This is a genomic window from Pseudonocardia sp. 73-21 (assembly GCF_001899645.1).
Classification (GTDB): Bacteria; Actinomycetota; Actinomycetes; order Mycobacteriales; family Pseudonocardiaceae; genus Pseudonocardia.
In genome coordinates this window covers 123,666-136,772 of the sequence record NZ_MKVV01000053.1, presented here as the reverse complement: position 1 = coordinate 136,772, position 13,107 = coordinate 123,666, and the positions used below count along the sequence as shown (strand labels likewise).

Sequence of the window (13,107 nt, the reverse complement as noted above, 5' to 3'; positions counted from 1 at the left end):
ACCGGCTCCGGTCGCTACTGCACTGCGGGGCACTCGCACTCTAAATCCGGAAGAGCCGCCGAAGGCCGATGCGATGCTTAAGGAGGAGATATTTCTGCTTGAGACAGGGTGTGTTGCATCGGCGCAGCTTCAAGGCTTCCCATTCGACATCTCGTACGTGCGGCGAGCTCAGAGGATTGCTGGCGATGGGTACCGGGTGACGCTCACAACTTCGGACCTGATGCCGAACGAGCCAGCCATCCTTGTCGTTCCACGAAACTGAAGATGGGAGGCTGGACACGTGCCCTGGCGAACCCGACTCCAGTACTCTATAAAGCCGCAACGAGAACCGGAGGTCAAGCATGGGAGCGAGCGATCCATGGGGCAGCACCGACTCTTTTCGTGAACGGCAACACCGCGAAAAGATGCAGCGGTACCAAAATCCAACCAACCCACCCGGTACGTATAGCGGTGGCTCATCTTCCGGTGATGGGGCCACTGGGCTCGTCGGTTGCCTAGTGATTATCGCGGCCATAGTCTTCGTAGTGATTGCGTGGACTAGCGGAGGAGTGTCGTCTCTGCTCTCAGGAATCTTTTCTAACTTCGACCACTCAAGTAGTCAACCCGCTGCGCCAGTAGCCGACGGCTCGGAGAGTCCTCAGTCACTTACCCAGGCATTTATCGAGGACGTCGTCGGTTCGGGCGGCTACAAAGCATGTGCGTGGATGATGACGCCGGATGCTCGTACGCAGTTCGTGGCAGTCGAAGTGGGACCAAATAACATCTGCGATCCCGATGCCATCTCAGCGCTGCACAAAAAGATTTCCAACGAATGGGGCTACTCCTTCTTCAAGATGACGAAAGTCACCCAGAATGGCAACACATGGCAGGTCGACGCTTGCCATCTCCAATGGCCGCTCTCCACGCCACCCGGGCCTCAGTTTGGGAATTTCGAGATACGCGAGTCCGTTGATCGGCCGAAATCATTCGTTATAACTCGGTTCTCGGCATGTAGTGCATAGCGCCTCGAAGATGATCTAGTACAGTAGGTAGCAGATGCTGCACGAATCAATTACATTACCTTGACATCTGCGACAGTGCTCCCAATCAGCGCCCGAGGCGCACGTAGAGTTACTGCCCTCGCTGAGCGTCAGGTTCTTGGAGACGGCAGGCGAGGGTTGGAGGAGCGGCCCCCAGGTGGTGTGGCGGCCGGCGGGGTGCGCGCATCTTCCGCAGCGAGCCCACGTTCTCAAGCCGGCGAGTATTCGCCGAACCTCAGCTTCGTAAGCAAACCCGCTCAGTAGGACTTGGACTTGGGCCCAATGGGCAACCTGATGATAACCCGCTATATCGCCAGGTTTCATCGGCCACGGGAACGACGATGGCGATGCCGGCTACCGCACGAAGGCCGGGAATGCACCACCCTGCGGGGACGAACGTCGATGCCCCTCCGTACGCCGTGTCTGTGACGATGTCGGCCGCGGCGCCGCCGACGGTGGCTGATCACCACAACGACGGCGAAGAGCACCGCGCCGGCGACAGCGACCAGTTCCATGTGCTCGACGATCGGGCCGAGCCGGGCCGGCCGAGGAGATCCGCTGGCGGGGCAGTATGGGGCAGGTCGGGGCAGCAGGCCTCGCGGCAGCGTTCGCGGACCTACACTTCGGAAGCGGAAACAGGGAGGCGATCGGGACCGATGCCGGAGCCGAACCACCGCCTGCGTACCGCACGGGAACGCTGCCCGTCATCGGTCACTCCCGGTCAGGGCATGTCCCGCAGCGAGCTGGCGGAGGGGGTCAACGCATGGCTGTGGGCGACCACCAGCCGCCGCTACGACCTCGACGGCCACCACATCGCGAAGTACGAGCGCGGTGTCGTCCGCTTCCCGATCGGGCCGTACAGGGCGGCGCTGCAGGCGGTCCTCGGCGCGGCATCCGACGCCGAGCTCGGCTTCACGGCATCCCCCCGACGAACCCCCTCCCCCGCGCCCGCCGGTAGGTCAGACTGTCCGTGGAGCACGGACGGCGTCCTGGCCGCCGTCGAGGAGACCGCGAGGAGTGAGGTGCTCAACCGACGCGACGCCCTGCGCTCGGGGGCGGTGGCAGCCGGGATCGGCCTGCTCGGGCCGCTGCAGGGCTGGCTCGAGCCGATGGCCGGATGGTCGGCGCGGGCGGGTGCTGCGCTCTCCGTCGCCGAGGTCGAGGCGATCGAGCAGGTCGTCGTCGTGTTCCGCGGCTGGCGATCGGTCGGCTCCGGTCTCGGCCGCGGTGCCGTCGTCGGCCAGCTCGCCGACGTCACCGACCGTCTTCACGGAACGCCCGACGGCGACCTGACGCGGCGGGTGTACCTCGCTGCGGCCGAGCTCGCGAAGATCGCCGGCTCGATGGCCTTCGACGCTGGAGCGCACCGGCTTGCGCAGGAGCATTACGTGCATGCGGTCCAGCTGGCCAAGGCGGCCTGCGCCGACTCGTTCGCCGCCGTGGCGATCGCGGCGTTGGCACGCCAAAGCTACGACGCCGGTGAGGCGGGCGACGGTCTCGAACTCGTCCAGCTCGCCCAGCACGGAACCCGACGGACCGGAACACCCGGCCTGCGCGCCATGCTCGCCACCCGCGAGGCGTGGGGCTACGCCCAGCAAGGGCGGGTCTACGCGTTCCACCGCGCAGTCGGCGCCGCGGAGGACGCCTTCGCCGAGCAGCTCGCCAACACTGAGCCGCGGTGGCTGCGGGGCCTCGACGACGCCGAGCTGGCCGGAACCATCGGCGCCCGCTTCCGTGACCTGTCGCGCCACGACCCGACGCAAGCCGTACACGCCGAGGCCTACATCGGCCGCGCGCTCGACCACCGCAGCCCGGACCGGCCACGCAACCGGGCAATGGATCTCGTCGGCCTCGCCCGCGTGTACCTGCTCACCGGCGAACCGGACCGTGCCTGCGCGCTGGTCGGGGACGCGCTGCCCCTGTTCGATCACCGTCACCCCGGTCGCCTGGCCCGCAAGCTCGGCGATTTCGACCGCGAGGCCATCCGCTACGCCGACGTGCCCGCCGTCCGGGAGACCCAGACGCGCCTGCGCGACCTCGTCTCCGCCTAGCCTATCCACTCGACCACCCCACCGAACTGGGAGAACGCCGTGCGGATCGGCATCACCGGACACTCCAACCTCGCGCCGTCGGCCGAACCTGCCGTCGTTCAGGCCTTGACCGAGGTCCTCGCTGACACGCCCACGCCGCTGGTCGGTGTCAGCTGCCTCGCGCGCGGAGCGGACCAGGTGTTCGCGCGCGTGGTGCTCGATCTCGGCGGGCAGGTGGAGGTCGTCCTCCCGGCCGCCGACTACCGGGAGCGGAAGGTCAAGCCGGCCAACGCCGCCGCGTTCGAGGAGCTGATCGGGCGCGCGAGCACCGTGCGCACACTGCCGTTCGAGCATTCCGACCGCGAGGCCTACATGGCGGCATCGGAGGCCGTACTCGCCACCGTCGACCGTATCGTCGCGGTCTGGGACGGCCAGCCCTCCGACGGGCACGGCGGTACCGGCGATGTCGTGGCCGCGGCGCGCGATCGCGGGCTGCCGGTCACCGTCGTCTGGCCGTCGGGCGCCGCGCGTTCCTGATCGGCGGATCGCTACCTGTCGAGCTGCCGCCGGTTGCCGGCCAACCGGCCTCCACCGAGGTCCGCGCGCCGCCCGGCATCCGCACCGGAGGCAAACCCGCTGCCCGACAGCCGTCGCGGGCGGGCTTTGCGCAGACCCGAGAACTGCTGCTCGAACGCGGTGTCCACGGCCGTGCGGCGATCGGCGAGGACCAGCGCGACAGACGGGCCCTGCGACGGTGCGGCGGACTCGTGCCGCTCGGCCGCCGCATGCTCGGCGGAGGCGAGCCGGCGATGGACCTCGCGGGCGAACCCGACCAGCCACGTCCGCCGGAAGGCGGTCGTCGACTCGTCCGACCAGTACGGGGGTCGCTGTGCCACGACCTGGCGAGTCGCCTGCAGCAGCAACGAGGTGAACAGCATCTCCGCGCGCTGCAGATCGGACTCGTAGCCGAACAGCGTGATCCCGTCGACCGTGCCTCGCCGCGCGCCGGGATGGCGAACGCCCTTGCAGCTCAGAGCGCTGCCCACCCAGCTCGCCAGTTGTGACTTCTCCGTCGAGTACGGGTCGGTCATGGCGATGCGTCGCTCGGTGATCCGGTCCTGCTTCGCCCCGGTGGCCGCGAGCAACGCCGTGTCCACACCGTGGCGCGCCATCATCTCGGTGGCTTTGGCGTTGTACGCGGTCGCCTCCTGCGCCGTCGCCGCACGCTCGGCCTTGGCCAGCACCTTGCGGATGACCTCCAGCTTCTGGTCCTCGACGGCCATGACAGCCCACCTCCCGCAGTTCGCGATCTCGCCTGACGGCACCCGTCCTACGTCGGGACCGCGACGACCACGTGGCTTCCCGGTGGCCGGTCAGCGCCACCAGATCGCGACCACTCCCATCCGTCGGGCCACACGAGCCGCGAGCACCGCCGCCACCCCACACGACAACCCCGCGGCACTGAGCCCGAACAGCCACACCATGTCGCCAAGGGCCGCCCGGACAAGGAGAGGGCGGTCCGAGCGGGGAGGCGTCGGTCGAGGCCCCCAGCGGGCAGCCGCTTGTTCAGCGGTCAGCACCATCGTTCGGGGTGGTTCCCGACCGTCCGGCCTGTCCGCCGAGCGGCCGAGGGTGATGTCGACGCTGCTCAGCGACGGACCAGGTGTCCGCCAAGCCGCTGCGCCGAGCAGGGCGAATGAGGTCGACTCCGCCGAGAGGGCAGCCGGGTCGGCCGCGTGGCACGCATCGGCCCGAACCGATATCGCCCACCGGTCTCCGACACGGCCGTAGATCGCGCCAGCCCCGTCGCACCCCGCGACGGTGAACACTGTGCGGGCCGGTCCGCAGTCGAGCAGCGCGAGGGCGACGCCGCTCACCACAACGAGACCGGAGAGGACCGCGATCAGGCAAACGGCGACCTTCAGCATCCGGGCGACGATGCCACCGCCGCGGCTCCGCCGGTGCGACGATCCCGCACCCTGTGGATGGCTGAGGGCGACGCTTCAACGACCGCGCCGATTTGGCGCGGCCGCCGGCTGCACGCGCAGGACCCGCGGGCCCGGGCGGTTGGCCCGATCGAGCCCGGAACGAATCGTGCGACGGATCTCCCGAATCCCGAAGTCGGCAGACTGCACGCAGGCCCGTTCGAGTTCCGCGATCACGACGGACTCGGCGAGCATCTGCTGCCCCACGAAGGTCCCCAGCCTGGCCGCCGCACGGAAGAGCGTCACGTTGCGCGTACCGACCACCGCGCGGGCCACTGCCTCGGTCTCGCCGCGAAGCACCGCCGCCACGTAGGCCGACGAGACCGGCACCGTCGAGGCTCGCGGCAGGACAGATGGCCGGGGCCGGAGCAGCTCGAGCAACCAGTTCGGCATCGGGGCAGCCGGCGCGCTGTCGGTGATCCGGTAGGACCGGCCGTCGATCCTCGAGCCGGGCCCGACGACATAGCCACCGTCGGCGCGGATGTCGACGCGCGGTGCCACCATGCCTGCGCTGTTGCGCAGCACGACATCGGACTGGACCCGCATGTAGAGGTGCAGACCACCGCCGGGGGTGGCGACAGTCCGGGTCTCTCGCGGGATCTCCTGGCCCAGATCGCGGGCGAGCTCGGAGAGGGCGTCACGGCCGTGCTGATCGCCGTGCGTTTTCGGCGCGTCGAGGTCGACGGCCACGATGCCCCCGCCGGTGACGGCGCCGATGTTGAAGGGCCGCGCGCTCCACAACATTCGGATCCGCTGGGGATCGCGGGTCGCCCGTCGCTGCCATCCCGGCCCAAGGGCCGGCACCTTCGAGTTCGGGCGCAGCGGGAAGACCGCCATGCCTTCGTCGGCGATGCGCAGTGCCTCGCGCATGAGAGCTGGATCCCGATCGGCCACAGCGATCACGGTCGTCCATCTGGACTACGGACGTGTGGCTGCCGCGTGGTCGTCGAGGGCCGATCGGAGGCACCGATGCGAAACGCCCACGGGAACCGAACCCGTCTGGTACCCCTTCGGAACGCACAACGGCACAGCTCACAGCGCTGACCACGCGGAGACCGCGGATCGACCACGGATCGACCACGTCTTCGCTCACGATGACTCCCATGTCCGTCAGGTGCTCGCCATGACAACGCCACCTCGTCCCGTCACGACCGCCGCGTCCGCGGTGCTCCTCGCCGTGGTGGCCGGCTGTTCGACGGCCTCCCCGTCGCCGCCGCCGGTCCCCCCTCCTGTGGTGACGACCGCGCCCGGAGATGCCGCACTCGACGCCTACCGCGAGTTCTGGCGGATCGCCGACGCCGCACGAGCGGCCCCCCGGACCGGGGACTGGACGCCGCGGATCGAGGCCGTCGCGAGCGGTCAGGCCCTGCAGACCGTGCTCACCGATGTCCGCAACTACGCCGATCTCCCCGCGCACACTGTCGGGACGATCACTCGCACGCCGACCATCACGGCCGTGACCCCGCCGCGGGTGTCGATCCTCGATTGCGTCGACATCGGGGACACCGTCCTGCTGTCGGACAAGGACGGCTCGCGCCTCGACGACGCAGCCAACCGGGTCCGCCGCTTCCAGCTGCGGGCCGACGTCGTCGAGGCGGCCGACGGCAAGTGGCTCGTCGACACCACCACGCCCGAGCTGGAGCAACCGTGTTGAGCGGGGTGCTCGCGGTGGTCGGCGCCGTGACGATCCTGCCGTTGACGATGGCGGCCGGTCCACCGATACCCGGCCATTGCGCCGTCGTCGACGGAGCCGGGCTCTGCCTCGTGGCGGCCGCCGATCCGGCGCGGCGTGGCGGACCTGCAGAACCCAGAAGGCGAAGCGGCAAGCCGGTGCCCGCGCGATCGTCCCCTACCGGGCGATTGAATCCGAACCCCAGACCGTCGGTCACGGCGATGCCGATCATCGGTATCGGCGGAGCGGTGGGCTGGACGCTCACGGCGCCACCGCAGTTCCCCGGCATCGGGGCCCCACCGGCCGGGCCTGCGGCCGCCGCGGCTGTTCCGCCTGCCCCTGCTGTGTTGGCCCGACGGGCGGTCGAGTTGCTGGGCCTACCGCGGCCGGCTCCACAGATCTCGATCGCGGATCGCGCGTACGTGGGGATGCCGATCTGGCTGTGGATCGCTGGTGGCCCGGCGAATGTCGGACCCGTATCCGCGACGGCGACCGCAGGCACGGCCCAGGTCACGGCGACCGCGCGACTGACCCGCACCGAGTGGTCGATGGGCCCGGCCGGCGACGTCGTGCGTTGCAGCGGCCCCGGAACCCCCTGGGCAGGCGAGCCGGGCCCCTCGCCGGATTGTGGCTACGTCTACAGCGAGCGATCCCTCCCCGGACGCACCGGCGGATCCGGGCGCTGGACGGTGACGGTCACCGCTGTGTGGGACGTGACCTGGAACGGCGTCAGTGGCGGCGCGCCCATTGCGGGCACGCAGGTCGTCCAGCTCGCATCGTCGCGGCCGGTGTCGGTCGGGGAGCTGCAGGTTCTCGTGACCGGAGGAGACTCATGACGTCCACGATGTTCGCGGCACTCCCCGAGGCGCCCGCGCCACCGCAGCCGACGCGTCGGCGAACCTCACGAGTGTTTCTGGTCGGAGCGCTCCTGGCCCTCGTGGGCGGAGTGCTCGGCTGGCTCGCCTACACCGGGGCCGCCCGAGGGGAACCCGTCGCCGCGCTGGCCCGGGCGGTGCCCTTCGGTGCGACGATCACCGCGCAGGATCTGCGTGAGGTCACGATCCCGGCCGGATCGACGCTGCGGGCCGTCGGATGGGCCGACCGGCCGAGCGTGATCGGCCTCGTCGCGACGACGGATCTGCCCGCCGACCAGCTGCTCTCGCCGGACGCGACCGCCCCGGCGCGCCTGCCCAGAACCGGCGACGCGATCGTGGGTCTCCCGGTCGGTTCCGGCCGGTTGCCCGCGGCGGGTCTGGCCCCTCGCGACCGGGTGGCGGTCCTACGGCCGGGCTCCCCCGGTGTCCCGGTGCGGGCAACCGTCCTGGGCGTCGGTGATCCCGACGCGTCCGGACGACGGACCGTCGACCTCCTCGTCCCGGAATCCGCCATCGAGGCGCTAGCTGCGGCGGCGAGCGATGATCGCACTCTCCTGGTGCTGGTTGCGGGCCGGTGAGAGACGCATGCTGATCGGATTCGTGTCGGCGAAGGGCAGCCCCGGAGTCACCACGGCGGTCCTGGCGCTGGCGGCGGCATGGCCACGGACGGCAATCGTGATCGACGCCGACCCTGCGGGCGGGGACGTCGCCGCCGGACTCGGCCGGGGAGCCTGGCCTCCCGCGTCACAGCTACTCGAGCTGGCCGTCCAGTCCCGGATGACCACTGTGGAGAACGCGTTGCGTCGGCTGGTTGTGCGTAGCGCTGAGCACACGCCGCTGGCGCTGGCCGGGCTGGGCAGCCCGGTCCAGGCCGCGACCATGCCCTGGCGCGAGCTCGGACTCGGGCTGGCCGGGATCGTGGACGCGGACGTGCTGTGCGACGGCGGCCGCTATGTCCACGGCGAGCACGGCAACATGGATCTCCTGCGAGCCTGCGATCGACTCGTCCTGGTCACCGGATCGTCGCTGCCATCGGTGCGCGCGACCGCGCGACTGGCCGAGGTGCTGCACGTCCTCATGGACGGGCCCACGCCGACGTTGCTCGTGATCGATCCCGGCCATCCCTACGATCCCATCGACATCCGGGCGAGCTGCGGAGGCGACGGCATCGTGGAGCTCCCCCACGATCCACGGACGGCGGGCGTCTGGAGCCACGGCGATGCACCCGGCCGCCACCTCGACCGCACACCGCTGCAGCGCAGTGCGCGACGCGTCGCAGCGGTGCTGGCTTCCGCGGGAACCGCCGAGGTGACGTCATGACGCTCGCCCGTGTGCGGGCCCCCGGGGTCGATCGGCGGCTTGCGGAACGGATCCGGGAGACGGTGCTCGACCAGCTGGACCGGCACCCCGAACGGGACCGGCTCGCCGTGGGCGATCAACGGCAGCTGGTCCGGGGCTGGATCGAGGACCAGCTCGGTCTGGAGGCCCGTCGCCGCCTCGGGGCGGGCGAGCCACCGCTCGCCCGGCCACAGGAGGTCGAGTTGGCGCGGGGGATCGAGAACGTCATCTGGGGTGTGGGCCGGATCCAGGCGTTGCTGGACCTCCCTCACGTCGAGGACATCCACATCATCGGCAGTGGTGTGCCGCTCCTGCGGATGCGTGACGGATCGGTCGTGCCAGGCGCCGAACCTGTGGCCGACAACGACGACGACCTGATCGCCCAGCTCCAGCATATCGCCACCCACCACGGGAGCGCCGAGCGCGCCTTCTCCCCGGCCCAGCCGTTCCTCAACATGCAGCTGCCTGACGGGTCGCGGCTCGCAGCAGTCCGGGACGTGGTCCCGCGGCCGATCGTGACGATCCGCCGCCACCACCTCATCGACGTCACCCTTGATGATCTGGTCGCCCGCGGCACCATCTCCGTCGGGATGGCCGCCTTCCTGCGGGCGCTCGTGCGATCTCGGTGCAGCTTGTTGATCACCGGGATGCCCGCGTCGGGGAAGACCACGCTGCTGCGCGCGCTCGCCCGCGAGATCCCGGCTGGCGAGCGTGTCGCGACGCTGGAGACCGAGTTCGAGCTCGGGCTGCACAAACTTCGCCACACCTCGGCTCTGTGGGTGGCGATGGAGTGCCGACCCGGCTCCACCGAGATCGACCCCAGTACCGGCCGTCGCGCCGGTGAGGTCGGCCTGGCCGACCTGTTGCACCAGACGCTGCGGATGTCGGTCACGCGGGTGCTCATCGGCGAGGTCCGCGGTGACGAGGCCCTTCCGATGCTGGAGGCGATGAACGCCGGCATGCCCGGCTCGATGTGCACCCTGCACGCGGGCAACGCCGCCGACGCCTTGGAACGCCTCATTACCACCGCCCTGAAGGGCGCGGGGCGGGGCTGGTCGGACGGGTTCGTCACGCGCCTCGCGGCGCAGGGCATCGACTACGTGATCCACCTGCGGCACGTCCACCACCCACAGCACGGCCAGGTCCGGTTCGTGTCCGAGATCGCCGAGGTCACCGACGTCACGGAGACCGGACTGATCGCGATGAACCGCGTCTTCGCCCCGGCCCGCGCGGCGAATGATCCTCGCGGCCGGTTCGGGCTCGCCCCGCAGCAACGGTGGCGGTTCGACGAGGCCGGGATCTCGCTGGACGCACTCCGCGCGCCGGACGTGGATCGATGGGCCGTCCCCGGGAGCTCACGGTGATCGCCGGTGAGATCACCGCAGCGGTCGCGGGTGCTGTACTCGCGGTCGGCGCCGCACTCATCGTCGTGGGCCTGCGACGTCATGCCCGCTCGACCTCGATGCCGACGCAATGGCGGAGCACCGTCCAGGCGCTGGTAGTGGCATCGCAGCCGCCCGGACGGGACAGGGGCCGGCGCCGGGCGCGGCTACTCGCCTGGTGCGCGGTAGGCGGCGCCGTCTGGGTGGCCACCGGATGGCCGATCGCCGGGATCGCGGTCACCGCCGGTGGAGTGTGGGCGCCGTGGCTGATGGGCTCGGCGCGAGTCGCCCAGGAGCGCATCGACCGCCTGGAGGCGCTGGAGGGCTGGTGCCGACGGATGGCCGACACGCTCGCCGGTGGCGGCGCCGTCGGGCTCGCCCAGGCCATCACCGTCAGCGCCGGGCACACCGACGAGACCATCGCGGGCCCGGTCACGCACCTGGCGGCACGCCTTCGGGACGGCTCGTGCCCACCGGACGTCGCCGTGCGGGAGTTCGCCGACGAGCTGGACGACCGCGTGGCCGACACGGTCGCCGCCGCGATCGCACTGGCGCTGCACCATCAGTCCGCCGGGGTGGCGCGGGTCCTGCGCCAGCTGGCCGACGGTGTCGCCCATGACGTACGGGCGCGGCGGGAGATCGAGGCCGCCCGAGCGGAGTCACGACAGTCGATCCGGATGTTGCTGATCATCCAGGCCGGGGTGCTGGTCATGCTGGCGCTGGTGCCGTCCTTCGCCGCGCCTTACACCACGCCCGTCGGTCAGGTCGTGATGGCCTGTCTGCTGGCCGCCACCGTCTGGCTGCTGGTGTGGATGCGGCGTCTTGCGCTCGGCCGCCGCCAGCCGCGGTTCCTCGGTGCGGGGGCGGCCCGGTGAACCCGCTGCTGATGCTGGCCGTGGCCGGCGGCGCGCTGCTGGGCATCGGGTTCACGGTCGCCGGCGCGGCATTCGGACCGCGGCACCCGGTACTCGCCGATGCTCTCGCCGCGCTGGACGAACGGCAGCCACGACAGTCCTATCCGGCAGCGCCCGTCCTCGTGCGGGTCCTGCGCCACCTCCCCGGCACCGTCCCGGATGCCGATCTGGACATGATCGGCTGGGATCGTGACCGGTTCCTGGTCGCGCGCGCCGGACGCAGCCTTCGGTACGCCGCTGCAGGTCCCGTGCTGGGCACCGCCGTCTGGATTCTGGATCTCGGGCTGCCGCTCGTCGCTCCTGCCGGGCTCACCCTGGTCGGCGGACTGCTGGGGTGGACAGGTAGCGCACACGCGGTGTCCCTCCGCGCGGAGAACGCACGCGAGCAGTTGCGGTTCGCGCTCGTGTCCTACCTGCAGCAGGTGGGCCTGCTGCGCCACGGCGGAGCCGGAGTGTCCACAGCGCTGACCTTGCCCGCGCAACTGCTCCCCGACGGGTGGGCGATGCGGCGCATCGCCGACGAGCTCGCCCACGCCGAACGGTCCGGGCTCATGCCCTGGGACGGCCTGCGCCGCTTCGGGGAACGCGTCGGCGTCGACGAGCTCACAGATCTCTCGGCCATCGCGGCCAGCGCCGGCCACGACGGCGGCGCGATCGTCGACACCCTGCTCGCCCGGGCCGGGAGCCTGCGCGACGAGCTGCTCGCCGACGAGCACACCGACGCCAACCGGGCCAGCGGCCAGATGAGTACGCCCGGCGCGCTGCAGGTGTTCCTGATCGCCGCCTGGGTCCTGTTCCCGGCCGGTGTCGCATTGCTGTCCCTGTAGAAGGAGATCGGAGAAATCGATGATGATCCGGACGATCAATCACTGCATCCTGCAGGCCGTCGCCTGGTGTCAGGACCGGCTGGAACCTCTTCACGACGAGCGCGGCGGCGGTCGGAACACCGACGAGGGATTCCACATCTCCGCGGGCGCGATCATCGCAGGCACCATCGCCGCCGGAGTGGGCGCGTTCATCGCGAAGAAGCTCGGCGCCCTTCAGTAGCCATGCCGTGGACATGATCAGGAAGGCCGAGACCAGCGACCCCGAGAAGGGCGGTGCGGCCGGCGTGGAAGTGGCTCTCGTCTGGGTCGCGCTGCTCGCGCTGATCGGCGCCGTCGCGCAGGTCGCCCTGCTGTTCTACGCCGGGCAACTCGCGCTCACCGCCGCCCAGGAGGGTGTCACCGCAGGGCGGGTTCTACCGTCGACGACGCAGGCGGAGCAGGCTGCGCGAAGCTTCCTGGCGCGAGCCGCGGGTACCGCGCTCGACGGACCCTCGGCCACCGCACAGCTGGACGACGCCACCGGCGTGCTGCGCGTGCGGGTCACCGGGCGGGCGTTGTCCCTGGTGCCCGGTGTCCCGATGACGGTCGACAAGTCCGCTGTCGGCGCAGTCGAGCGGGCCGCCCGATGATCGCGCCGATGAGGGAGGAGACCGGCGGGGCGTCGAGCGTGGAAGCCGCACTCGCCGCCGTCGCGATCGGGCTGCTGCTGTTGTTCGGGCTGGCCGCCGGCCGGCTCACCGCCGCCGAGGCGGCCACTGGTGCAGCGGCGCAGGCCGCGGCCCGGCTGGGCTCCGCGACACGGGACCCGACCGGTGCACACGACCTCGCGACAGCGGAGGCGAACCGGGTGCTCGCCGCACAGCACATCAGCTGCGCCGCGCTGGAGGTGACCGTCGAGGTACCGGCTGCTCCGATCGGGACCCCGTCCGTGGCGCGGACCCGGGTGCGTTGCGCGGTGCGCTGGTCCGGTCTGGGCCTCCCGGGGGCTCCCGGAACACATGACCTGGTCGCCGAGTTCAGCAGCAGCGTCGACCGCTACCGGGAGAGGTCATGAGCGGGGAGCGC

General features: G+C 70.7%; 16 protein-coding genes. 13 read left to right on the top strand and 3 right to left on the bottom strand.

Going from position 1 to position 13,107, the window contains the following annotated elements; all coding sequences use genetic code 11:
- The 3 genes from BGP03_RS17335 to BGP03_RS17325 all read left to right on the top strand — a co-directional run.
- A partial coding sequence (locus tag BGP03_RS17335) for a hypothetical protein (protein WP_299736744.1) occupies positions 1-262 on the top strand: 262 nt, incomplete at its 5' end.
- Positions 263-1,444: 1,182 nt separating this feature from the next.
- Positions 1,445-3,070 carry a hypothetical protein gene (locus tag BGP03_RS17330; RefSeq protein ID WP_298800751.1) on the top strand — a complete coding sequence of 542 codons (1,626 nt, stop codon included), beginning with the start codon at positions 1,445-1,447 and terminating at the stop codon, positions 3,068-3,070.
- 39 nt (positions 3,071-3,109) lie between these two features.
- Positions 3,110-3,586 (top strand): hypothetical protein, encoded by a 477-nt coding sequence (locus BGP03_RS17325; protein WP_298800750.1) that lies wholly within the window; start codon positions 3,110-3,112, stop codon positions 3,584-3,586.
- Positions 3,587-3,597: 11 nt separating this feature from the next.
- Here the strand turns inward: BGP03_RS17325 and BGP03_RS17320 are convergent, their stop codons facing one another.
- The 3 genes from BGP03_RS17320 to BGP03_RS17310 form a co-directional block, all read right to left on the bottom strand.
- Positions 3,598-4,332: a DUF2786 domain-containing protein gene (locus tag BGP03_RS17320; RefSeq protein WP_298800749.1), complete on the bottom strand. Its 735-nt coding sequence runs from the start codon at positions 4,330-4,332 to the stop codon at positions 3,598-3,600.
- 90 nt (positions 4,333-4,422) lie between these two features.
- Entirely contained in the window at positions 4,423-4,977 is a 555-nt protein-coding gene (locus BGP03_RS17315; protein WP_298800748.1) for a hypothetical protein, read from the bottom strand.
- A 75-nt stretch (positions 4,978-5,052) separates the two neighbouring features.
- Entirely contained in the window at positions 5,053-5,904 is an 852-nt protein-coding gene (locus BGP03_RS17310) for a bifunctional DNA primase/polymerase (RefSeq protein ID WP_298800747.1), read from the bottom strand.
- 253 nt (positions 5,905-6,157) lie between these two features.
- Between BGP03_RS17310 and BGP03_RS17305 the strand changes: the two genes are divergently transcribed.
- Genes BGP03_RS17305 through BGP03_RS17260 form a run of 10 tightly spaced genes read left to right on the top strand, consistent with a single transcriptional unit; the run spans position 6,158 to position 13,096 of the window.
- Positions 6,158-6,688 (top strand): hypothetical protein, encoded by a 531-nt coding sequence (locus BGP03_RS17305; RefSeq protein ID WP_298800746.1) that lies wholly within the window; start codon positions 6,158-6,160, stop codon positions 6,686-6,688.
- On the top strand, positions 6,682-7,542 hold the full coding sequence (locus tag BGP03_RS17300; protein ID WP_298800745.1) for a hypothetical protein: 861 nt from the start codon (positions 6,682-6,684) through the stop codon (positions 7,540-7,542). Before BGP03_RS17305 ends, BGP03_RS17300 begins: the two co-directional genes overlap by 7 nt.
- A complete protein-coding gene (locus BGP03_RS17295; protein WP_299736741.1) occupies positions 7,539-8,159 on the top strand; it encodes an SAF domain-containing protein in 621 nt (206 codons plus the stop codon). Before BGP03_RS17300 ends, BGP03_RS17295 begins: the two co-directional genes overlap by 4 nt.
- Positions 8,160-8,166: 7 nt before the next feature.
- Complete coding sequence (locus BGP03_RS17290) at positions 8,167-8,901, top strand: hypothetical protein (RefSeq protein WP_298800743.1); 735 nt, start codon at positions 8,167-8,169, stop codon at positions 8,899-8,901.
- A complete protein-coding gene (locus BGP03_RS17285) occupies positions 8,898-10,283 on the top strand; it encodes a CpaF/VirB11 family protein (protein WP_298800742.1) in 1,386 nt (461 codons plus the stop codon). The genes BGP03_RS17290 and BGP03_RS17285 overlap by 4 nt, the downstream gene beginning before the upstream one ends.
- Positions 10,256-11,176 carry a type II secretion system F family protein gene (locus tag BGP03_RS17280; protein WP_298800741.1) on the top strand — a complete coding sequence of 307 codons (921 nt, stop codon included), beginning with the start codon at positions 10,256-10,258 and terminating at the stop codon, positions 11,174-11,176. Before BGP03_RS17285 ends, BGP03_RS17280 begins: the two co-directional genes overlap by 28 nt.
- The gene (locus tag BGP03_RS17275; protein ID WP_298800740.1) at positions 11,173-12,042 is read left to right on the top strand and encodes a type II secretion system F family protein; all 870 of its coding nucleotides are present in this window, start codon (positions 11,173-11,175) and stop codon (positions 12,040-12,042) included. The genes BGP03_RS17280 and BGP03_RS17275 overlap by 4 nt, the downstream gene beginning before the upstream one ends.
- A 22-nt stretch (positions 12,043-12,064) precedes the next feature.
- Positions 12,065-12,262: a hypothetical protein gene (locus BGP03_RS17270; RefSeq protein ID WP_299736738.1), complete on the top strand. Its 198-nt coding sequence runs from the start codon at positions 12,065-12,067 to the stop codon at positions 12,260-12,262.
- A 13-nt stretch (positions 12,263-12,275) separates the two neighbouring features.
- Positions 12,276-12,671, top strand: a complete 396-nt coding sequence (locus BGP03_RS17265; RefSeq protein ID WP_298800738.1) for a TadE family protein — start codon at positions 12,276-12,278, stop codon at positions 12,669-12,671.
- Between the two features lie 8 nt (positions 12,672-12,679).
- Positions 12,680-13,096: a hypothetical protein gene (locus BGP03_RS17260; protein WP_298800737.1), complete on the top strand. Its 417-nt coding sequence runs from the start codon at positions 12,680-12,682 to the stop codon at positions 13,094-13,096.
- Positions 13,097-13,107 lie beyond the last annotated feature (11 nt).

Coding starts and splice junctions, on each gene's coding strand:
- BGP03_RS17320 (WP_298800749.1), bottom strand. CDS start 4,332: ATGGCCGTCGAGGACCAGAAGCTGGAGGTCATCCGCAAGGTGCTGGCC.
- BGP03_RS17315 (WP_298800748.1), bottom strand. CDS start 4,977: ATGCTGAAGGTCGCCGTTTGCCTGATCGCGGTCCTCTCCGGTCTCGTT.
- BGP03_RS17310 (WP_298800747.1), bottom strand. CDS start 5,904: ATGCGCGAGGCACTGCGCATCGCCGACGAAGGCATGGCGGTCTTCCCG.
- BGP03_RS17305 (WP_298800746.1), top strand. CDS start 6,158: ATGACAACGCCACCTCGTCCCGTCACGACCGCCGCGTCCGCGGTGCTC.
- BGP03_RS17295 (WP_299736741.1), top strand. CDS start 7,539: ATGACGTCCACGATGTTCGCGGCACTCCCCGAGGCGCCCGCGCCACCG.
- BGP03_RS17290 (WP_298800743.1), top strand. CDS start 8,167: ATGCTGATCGGATTCGTGTCGGCGAAGGGCAGCCCCGGAGTCACCACG.
- BGP03_RS17285 (WP_298800742.1), top strand. CDS start 8,898: ATGACGCTCGCCCGTGTGCGGGCCCCCGGGGTCGATCGGCGGCTTGCG.
- BGP03_RS17280 (WP_298800741.1), top strand. CDS start 10,256: ATGGGCCGTCCCCGGGAGCTCACGGTGATCGCCGGTGAGATCACCGCA.
- BGP03_RS17270 (WP_299736738.1), top strand. CDS start 12,065: ATGATCCGGACGATCAATCACTGCATCCTGCAGGCCGTCGCCTGGTGT.
- BGP03_RS17265 (WP_298800738.1), top strand. CDS start 12,276: ATGATCAGGAAGGCCGAGACCAGCGACCCCGAGAAGGGCGGTGCGGCC.
- BGP03_RS17260 (WP_298800737.1), top strand. CDS start 12,680: ATGAGGGAGGAGACCGGCGGGGCGTCGAGCGTGGAAGCCGCACTCGCC.